The organism is Chryseobacterium sp. CY350 (assembly GCF_027945075.1).
Taxonomy (GTDB): Bacteria; Bacteroidota; Bacteroidia; order Flavobacteriales; family Weeksellaceae; genus Chryseobacterium.
Map to the genome: position 1 here is coordinate 3,081,817 of NZ_CP116034.1, position 8,979 is coordinate 3,090,795.

Genomic DNA, 8,979 nt, shown 5'->3' on the forward strand with positions numbered 1-8,979 from the left:
AAATTATCAATCATGAACGAAACTAAAATCCTCAGCTACATCTTAGAATGGAATACCAGTTCTAATGTTGGAAAAATTATTTTGGATCTTGAAGATGCGGAACCAAGATCTATTGAAAATTTAAATTTTGAAAAATTCAGTGCAATAACGAAAGTACTTGAAAAAAGTAATGCATGGATTAGAAATAACAACATCATATATAATAAATTCTTATGAAAAATCTACTTTTATCAGCTATCATAGTGACACTTACTTCTTGTGGTGCTTTTCACAAAGCAACATTAGAAAAGTTAGAAAATACAAATTATCAGATGTCGTACGATGCGATGAGAAGGGGTACTGTATTAAGCATCAATAAAGACGGAGAGATCAACACGATTCTTTCTGAGGTGCAGCCGGATGCAGCAATAGCAAAAGCTACAGAAATTACCAGTAAAATTGCGGCCAACCTGGATGAGAAAAAGAATGTTTCTGTTGACCAAATGACAAAAATAACTGAAACACTAACTAAGTTAGGAGAAAGAACTGCCCAGGTCAACATGCTTAGAGATGCATTGTATAGATTAGAAGAACATTGTGTTAATTTTAAATCTCAATGTCTGGACGAGCGCTATTGGAATAGTTTCGACGGAGTCGTTAAGGCTATTACAAGTATAAAGCAATCTGAGGCTGTAGAAGCAGGAAATGAAGCATTAAAAGCCGAGAAAGAATTGAAAAAAATTCAGGAGTTTAAAACGCTGTCGCCTGAAGATAAAGCAATATATTATAAAAGTAAATAGTAACAATTTTCATTTAATACTCGATCTCCATGTAAAATGGAGATTTTTATGTATGTAAATCATCAAAGAGCGTTTACATATAGCAATAAGATTATTAAAATTAACTAAAATTTAACTTTCAAACTATCAATTAAAATCTACAGTATAATGCAAAAACTTATTTTTTCATTAAATTTGTCTGAACTATAAATAAACAAAAAATGAGTTACATTTCTTACATAGAAGCAAGACAGATTTTGGATTCAAGAGGAAATCCTACAGTTGAAGTTGATGTATTTACAGAAAGTGGCGCGATGGGTCGTGCTGCAGTACCTTCTGGAGCATCTACCGGAGAACATGAAGCAGTAGAATTGCGTGATGGTGGTTCTGAGTGGATGGGAAAAGGTGTTTCCAAAGCTGTAGAAAATGTAAGAGAAGTAATCGCTCCTGAATTGGTGGGTCTTCCGGTTTATGATCAGAATCTTTTAGATCAGATCATGATCGATTTAGACGGAACCAAAAATAAAGGAAATATTGGTGCTAATGCAATTCTTGGTGTTTCTTTAGCTGCTGCAAAAGCTGCTGCTGCTGAACTAAAAATGCCGTTATACAAATACATTGGTGGTGTAAATGCAAATACACTTCCTGTTCCGATGATGAATGTAATCAACGGTGGATCTCACTCAGATGCGCCGATTGCTTTCCAGGAATTTATGGTAATGCCGGTAAAAGCAGATTCTTTTTCTCACGCATTGAGAAAAGGAACTGAGATCTTCCACAACCTTAAAGCGATTCTTCATTCTAGAGGTTTGTCTACTGCAGTAGGTGACGAAGGTGGTTTTGCGCCAACTTTCAAAGGAACCGAAGATGCTTTAGATACTTTACTTCAGGCAATCGAAAAAGCTGGTTACAAACCGGGAGACGATGTGATGATCGCATTAGATTGTGCAGCTTCAGAATTTTATAAGGATGGAATTTACGATTACAGAAAATTCCAGACTCCTGATGCAGCTCAGTTCTCAAGCAGCGAGCAGGTATCTTATTTAGCTGAATTGGCAAATAAATACCCAATCATCTCTATCGAAGACGGTATGCAGGAAAATGACTGGGAAGGTTGGAAAATGTTAACTGATAAAATCGGCGACAGAGTACAATTGGTTGGTGACGATTTATTTGTAACCAATGTTGAGAGATTGAAAAGAGGAGTAGACGAAGGAATTGCAAATTCAATTTTAGTAAAAGTAAATCAAATTGGTTCTCTTTCTGAAACAATGGCGGCAGTACAAATGGCTCAGCACAATAAGTTTACCTCAGTAATGTCTCACAGATCAGGTGAAACTGAAGATTCTACGATTGCTGATTTGGCAGTAGCGATGAATTGTGGCCAGATCAAAACCGGTTCTGCATCAAGATCAGACAGAATGGCGAAATACAATCAATTAATCAGGATAGAAGAAGCGTTGGGTGAGACTGCATATTTCCCTGGATTAGACGCCTTTAAAATAAAAAGATAAAATAAAATAAAAAAAACAGCAAACTTTTTTAGTATTGCTGTTTTTTGTGTATTTTTAAGAAATTTAAATAAAATATATATAATGTCAGACAACAAAGTTATATTGAATTATGACGGTAATTCGTATGAATATCCTATCGTAGATAGTACAATCGGAGACAGAGGAATAGATATTTCAAAATTAAGAGACCAAACGGGTCTTATTACCTTAGATTTAGGGTACAAAAATACAGGTGCTACATTAAGCGAGATTACTTATCTTGATGGTGACCAGGGAGAATTATTCTACAGAGGTTATCCTATCGAGCAGATAGCTGAAAAATCAAATTTCACTGAAGTAATGTATCTTTTGTTGCACGGCGATTTACCTACAACAGAGCAATTCAATACCTTCAACGGTAATATTAAAAAATATAATTTCGTAGCAGAGGAGATGAAAAAAATCATCGATGCATTCCCTCGTTCTGCCCACCCAATGGGAGTTTTGTCTTCTCTTACTTCTGCTTTGACGGCTTTTAATCCTAAAGCTGTTAATGTAAACTCAAAAGAAGAGATGGATCTGGCTGCAGAATTATTGATTGCTAAATTTGCTCATCTTGCAGCTTGGACTTACAGAAAAACTCTAGGCTTACCGCTTAACCACGGTGATAACAGTCTTAATTATGTAGAGAATTTCTACAAAATGTCATTCAGACAACCGAACGAAGAATTCGAAATCAACCCTGTAGTTGTTGATGCTTTAGATAAATTATTAATTCTTCATGCTGATCATGAGCAAAACTGTTCTACATCTACTGTAAGAATGGTTGGTTCTGCTCATACAGGTCTTTTTGCTTCAGTTTCTGCGGGTATTTCTGCACTTTGGGGTCCGCTTCACGGTGGTGCAAACCAGGCAGTAATCGAAATGCTTGAATTAATTGAAAAAGATGGCGGAGACGTTAATAAATGGGTTGCTAAAGCAAAAGATAAAAACGACAGCTTCCGTTTGATGGGCTTCGGACACAGAGTTTACAAAAACTTTGACCCTAGAGCAAAAATCATCAAAAAAGCTGCTGATGATTTGTTACTTGCGTTAGGAATCGAAGACAAAGCGTTGGAAATTGCAATGCAGTTAGAAAAAGTGGCTTTGGAAGACGAATATTTCATCGAAAGAAAATTATATCCAAATGTAGATTTCTATTCTGGAATTATTTACAGAGCATTAGGGATTCCTACAGAAATGTTTACCGTAATGTTCGCATTGGGAAGACTACCTGGATGGATCGCTCAGTGGAAAGAAATGAGACTGAAAGGAGATCCTATCGGAAGACCAAGACAGGTTTACCAAGGAGCTCAAAAAAGAGATTATATTGATATTGCAAACAGATAATCTTATTTTAAATATTTAAAAATCCCAAAGTTTACTTTGGGATTTTTTTGTGACTTATATGAGATAAATTACGCTGTTAACTGACAATCTTTAGCAGTTGTTGCTTTATTCAAATAATTCAAATATTAAAATAAACTGTCCTTTAATGTAGTACTTAGAATATGTTTTTCGGTAAACCAAAATGAAAGGCCAGAAGGAATTTATTCTAAATGATAGCAAGATTGGTCATTATTACTTTAATAGTTTTATCGTTTAGTTTTAAAAATAGATGCTTAATTTACATACTAAAACACTTGATCTGTAACTAAAATTTGCGGATATTTTGCAATACTTACATTTGAAATAACAGTAATTAGTGATCTTATTTTTATTAAAAATTAAATTTTTGACTTCGAGCGCGTTTCATTATATTTGTGGCTCATGCTATGTAACGAATGCTTAAATAAAGCAGATACATTAGAAGTATTTTTATGAAACTAAATATTAAAAACGAAACAGGCAGATTAAAATCAGTCGTTCTCGGGCAACCCAATTCAATGGGGCCAGATCCTACATTAGAAGAAAGTTATGATGCGAAGTCATACCATTCCATTCAGCATAATATCTATCCGAAAGAGAAAGACATCATCAATGAAATGGAAGATTTTGAGAAAGTACTGAAAAAATATGATGTTGAAGTTCTTCGCCCAAGCATCATTAAAGATTACAATCAGGTTTTTGCCAGAGACGTTTCATTTGTGATTGAAGATAAAATGATAATCTCTAATGTGATCGCTGACCGTGCAGACGAGCAGGATGCTTACCGCTCAATTTTTGAAAAGGTAAAATGGCGAGACATCATAAATCTTCCTGATACTGCACATATTGAAGGAGGTGACGTTATTGTCTGGAATGATTTTATTTTCATAGGAACTTGTTTTTCAGAAGATTACAGAAATTATAAAACTGCACGAACTAACGAGTACGCCATCGAAATACTAAAGGAATACTTTCCCAAGAAAAGGATACTTGATTTTGAACTAAAGAAAAATGACCGTGAACCTTATCAGGGAATTTTGCATTTAGACTGTACATTCAATCCGATTGGCAACGACAAATGCATTGTTTATAAAAATGGGTTTGTTGACGAAAGCGATTACAGTTTGATCATTGATATTTTCGGAGAAGAAAACTGCTTTCATGTAAATGACGAAGAAATGTTCGAAATGTTTCCGAATATTTTTTCAATTTCCCCGGAAGTTGTTGTTTCAGACAGTTCATTTACAAGGATGAATAATCACCTCAGAAACGAGTGGGGAATGACAGTTGAAGAAATACCGTACAGAGAAATTTCGAAAATGGGAGGTCTTTTACGTTGTTCTACAATGCCTTTGGTAAGAGAGTGATCGTATTATGATTGTGATTTTTTTAATTTTCCAATCATTTAATTTTTAAATATAATACAATGCAGACAACAGATACAGTATTAATGATAGAGCCGATTGCGTTCGGTTATAATGCAGAAACAGCAGAGAACAACTACTTTCAGATAGAGCAGAAAGGTGCAGATATTCAGTCAAAAGCTTTGGCAGAATTCAAAATTTTTGTTGAAAAACTAAAGAGTAAAGGTGTGAATGTCATCACAATACAAGATACAATAGATCCTCATACTCCGGATTCTATTTTTCCGAATAACTGGGTAAGTTTTCACAACGACGGTAAAATAGTTTTATATCCTATGTTCGCTTCCAACAGAAGAGTTGAACGAAGAGAAGATATTATTGAAAGCATTAAAAACCAAGGTTTTGAAGTTACTGAAATCGACGATTGGTCTTTACCTGAAATTCAGGGACATTTTTTGGAAGGAACAGGAAGTATGATTTTCGATCATGACAATAAAATCGCTTACGGATCGGTTTCTTTACGATTAGACGAAAATCTGTTCAGAGAATTTTGTAAAAAATACGGTTTTGAGCCGATTGTTTTTCATTCTTTTCAAAACGTAGGTTCAGAAAGACTTCCGATTTATCATACCAATGTCATGATGTGCGTCGCAGACCAATTTGTCGTAATTTGCCTGGATTGTATTGATAATGAACTTGAAAGAAGCAAAGTAGTCGAAACAATTAAAAATTCAGGAAAAGAAATCATTGAGATTACAGAAAATCAGATGCAGCAGTTTGCCGGAAATATGCTTCAGGTTCAGAATAGGGATGGCGAAAAGTTTTTGGTAATGAGCCAGACTGCTTATCATTCTTTAAATGCTGATCAAGTTTCAAATATCGAAAAATACTGCGAAATCATCTATTCAGATTTAAATACTATTGAAGTCAATGGTGGAGGTAGTGCGAGATGTATGTTGGCTGAAGTGTTTTTACCTAAAAAATAATCGATTTAATTTAAAAATAATGCTTCTGACTTTTAGTAGAGTCAGAAGTTTTTTATTTACATACTATGAATCGCCCGTTAAAAAAATAATTAAATTTGTAAAAGATAAGGATGATCATGATCAAAAAAATATACTTGAGTTTAGCTATTCTGCTGAGTTTGTCGATGAATGCCCAGCAAAAAACTTATTGCAACCCGATCAATATCGATTATGGTTACACACCATTTGAAGTTTTTTCTAAACAGGGAAAACATCGTGCAACAGCAGATCCGGTAATTGTTAATTTTCAGAAAAAACTGTTTTTATTCTCAACGAATCAGGAAGGATATTGGCACAGCGATAATATGCTAGACTGGAAATTTGTTAAAAGAAAATTTCTAAGAGATAACAAATATACACACGATCTGAATGCTCCCGCAGTGTGGGCGATGAAGGATACATTATATGTTTACGGTTCAACATGGGAATCTGATTTCCCGATCTGGAAATCGACAAACCCAACCCAAGACGACTGGAAAATTGCCGTTGATACTTTGAAGGTAGGAGCTTGGGATCCTGCATTTCATTATGATGAAGATAAAAATAAACTGTATCTATATTGGGGATCAAGCAATGAATGGCCGCTTTTAGGAACAGAAGTGAAAGTAAAAAACCTGCAGTCTGAAGGTTTTGTAAAGCCAATTTTAAGATTAAAACCTGAAGATCACGGTTGGGAAAGATTTGGTGAATATAATGATAATGTTTTCTTGCAGCCTTTTGTAGAAGGAGCTTGGGTTACAAAGTATAAAGATAAATATTACATGCAGTACGGCGCGCCGGCCACAGAATTTAGTGGTTATTCTGACGGAGTTTATGTTTCAAAAAATCCGTTGGAAGGCTACGAATATCAACAGCACAATCCGTTTTCTTATAAACCCGGAGGTTTTGCAAGAGGAGCAGGACACGGCGCAACATTTGAAGATAATTTTAAAAATTGGTGGCACGTTTCAACGATTTTTATTTCTACAAAAAACAACTTCGAAAGACGTTTAGGTATCTGGCCTGCAGGTTTTGATAAAGATGATGTGATGTATACCAACACTGCTTACGGCGATTATCCTACTTTGCTGCCGCAGTTTGCACAAGGGAAAGATTTCTCGAAAGGACTTTTCACCGATTGGATGTTGCTGAATTACAATAAACCCGTTCAGGTTTCATCAACTTTAGGAGGTTATCATTCGAACTATGCAGTAGATGAAGATATTAAAACATACTGGAGTGCAAAAACCGGAAATTCGGGAGAATGGTTTCAGACAGACTTAGGTGAAATTTCTACCATCAATGCAATTCAGGTCAATTATGCAGATCAGGATGTAGAATTTATGGGAAAAACTTTGGGGAAGATGCATCAGTACAAGATCTATGGATCTAATGATGGAAAAAAATGGAAAGTGATTGTTGACAAAAGCAAGAACACCAAAGACGTTCCTCACGATTATGTTGAGCTGGAAAAACCCGCCGAAGCAAGATATTTAAAAATAGAAAATCTGAAAATGCCGACAGGAAAGTTTGCGTTAAGCGGATTTAGAGTTTTCGGAAAAGGAGCTGGAGCAAAACCTGCGAAAGTGCATAATTTTGTTCCGTTGAGAGCTGATCCTAAAAAATATGGTGAAAGAAGAAGCATCTGGATGAAGTGGCAGCAGAATTCAGATGCCGATGGCTATGTTATTTATTGGGGAAAATCTCCGGACAAACTATACGGAAGCATTATGGTTTATGGTAAAAACGAGTATTTCTTTACAGGTGCAGACCGAGTTGATTCTTATTATTTCCAGATAGAAGCTTTTAATGCAAATGGAATTTCTGAGAGAACGGAAGTGGTGAAGTCTGAATGATTTATTTGAACCATTAAGTCGGATAAGTTTTTAAGTTGAACTATAAAATAATTCGGAAGGGTACTGCTTAATTTGGCGCCAAATTCTTAGATGATTTAACTTTATTCATTAATCTTAAAAAAAAGTTTATTCCGAATTTGTAAAAAGTTTTAAAAAAACTAAAGAAAGGAACTTAATAAATATAACGCTTTGGAGATTTCCAAGGCGTTTTTTTATTTAATTTGCTTTAAAAATTCTTGAATTTTATTAATAACAAATGGTTTATTTTTTTCATTGTCCCAATCGAGATGTCCACCGGGAAATTCAAAAGACTGATTATAAATTCCATTTTTATTCAGAGCTGAATCTAAAATGCTTTTTTGTGAAAAAGGGACAACCTGATCGTTATTTCCGTAAAAAGAAATAGTGGGTGGTGATTTTTCGTTGATCCAATAAACAGGATTGGGTACATCTCTGTTGGTAAGATCTGTAGGAGTGGGAGTTTTCATGTCAATCATATGTTTTTCGAGAAAAGCATAATCGGAATAATTGGCAAAATCATGATGCAGTAAATCTGCAGGACCAACAATATTGACAACCGCTTTGATTTTGTTATGATATTTTAAATCAAATAAAGAATTGTATCCATATAACATTGATAGATGAGCTCCTGCACTGTTTCCGAGTAAAATAAATTTCTTTTTTGGACCAAACTTTTTAGCCAAAAAACCAAGTACACGATCAATATCGTCTGTCTGATTGGGAAGAACAAAAGAGTTTGAATCTGCCAAACGATAATTAATGTTGGCAAAAGCATAATCCGGAAGCTTCTCCATTAACGATAATGTGAAAAATGTAAGGTTAGATTTATCTCCTGCTCTCCATCCGCCACCATGAATCATTACAAATATTCCTTCCACAGAATCTTTGTTTTTCGGAATATAAAGATCTAATTTTTGTTGAGAATGATCGCCATAAGTAACATTTTCCTCTTTATCAAACGAAATATCTCTCCCCAGATGCACGGTTTTTTCTTCACATCCCGAAAGTATTAAGATCAATAAAAGAATTCCAATAAATTTATTCATACTCCTAAAGATAGAAAAACCCACCGGTTT

Annotated in this window: 8 protein-coding genes; 7 read left to right on the plus strand and 1 reads right to left on the minus strand. The window is 34.8% G+C overall.

The genetic code is table 11. The features are described from left to right. The first annotated feature begins 12 nt into the window (after positions 1-12). From PGH12_RS14425 to PGH12_RS14455, 7 genes are all read left to right on the plus strand, one after another. Positions 13-216 carry a hypothetical protein gene (locus tag PGH12_RS14425; RefSeq protein ID WP_267596179.1) on the plus strand — a complete coding sequence of 68 codons (204 nt, stop codon included), beginning with the start codon at positions 13-15 and terminating at the stop codon, positions 214-216. Then, on the plus strand, positions 213-779 hold the full coding sequence (locus PGH12_RS14430; protein WP_267596178.1) for a hypothetical protein: 567 nt from the start codon (positions 213-215) through the stop codon (positions 777-779). Before PGH12_RS14425 ends, PGH12_RS14430 begins: the two co-directional genes overlap by 4 nt. A 200-nt stretch (positions 780-979) precedes the next feature. After that, entirely contained in the window at positions 980-2,272 is a 1,293-nt protein-coding gene (gene eno, locus PGH12_RS14435) for a phosphopyruvate hydratase (RefSeq protein WP_267596177.1), read from the plus strand. Between the two features lie 81 nt (positions 2,273-2,353). Continuing rightward, positions 2,354-3,640: a citrate synthase gene (locus tag PGH12_RS14440; RefSeq protein WP_267596176.1), complete on the plus strand. Its 1,287-nt coding sequence runs from the start codon at positions 2,354-2,356 to the stop codon at positions 3,638-3,640. A 470-nt stretch (positions 3,641-4,110) separates the two neighbouring features. Then, a complete protein-coding gene (locus tag PGH12_RS14445) occupies positions 4,111-5,025 on the plus strand; it encodes a dimethylarginine dimethylaminohydrolase family protein (RefSeq protein WP_267596175.1) in 915 nt (304 codons plus the stop codon). Between the two features lie 59 nt (positions 5,026-5,084). Beyond that, positions 5,085-6,008: a citrulline utilization hydrolase CtlX gene (gene ctlX, locus PGH12_RS14450; protein WP_267596174.1), complete on the plus strand. Its 924-nt coding sequence runs from the start codon at positions 5,085-5,087 to the stop codon at positions 6,006-6,008. Positions 6,009-6,124: 116 nt separating this feature from the next. Beyond that, positions 6,125-7,882, plus strand: a complete 1,758-nt coding sequence (locus PGH12_RS14455) for a discoidin domain-containing protein (RefSeq protein ID WP_267596173.1) — start codon at positions 6,125-6,127, stop codon at positions 7,880-7,882. A gap of 212 nt (positions 7,883-8,094) precedes the next feature. Here PGH12_RS14455 and PGH12_RS14460 read toward each other — a convergent pair whose 3' ends face one another. Then, positions 8,095-8,949 carry an alpha/beta hydrolase gene (locus PGH12_RS14460; protein ID WP_267596172.1) on the minus strand — a complete coding sequence of 285 codons (855 nt, stop codon included), beginning with the start codon at positions 8,947-8,949 and terminating at the stop codon, positions 8,095-8,097. Positions 8,950-8,979 lie beyond the last annotated feature (30 nt).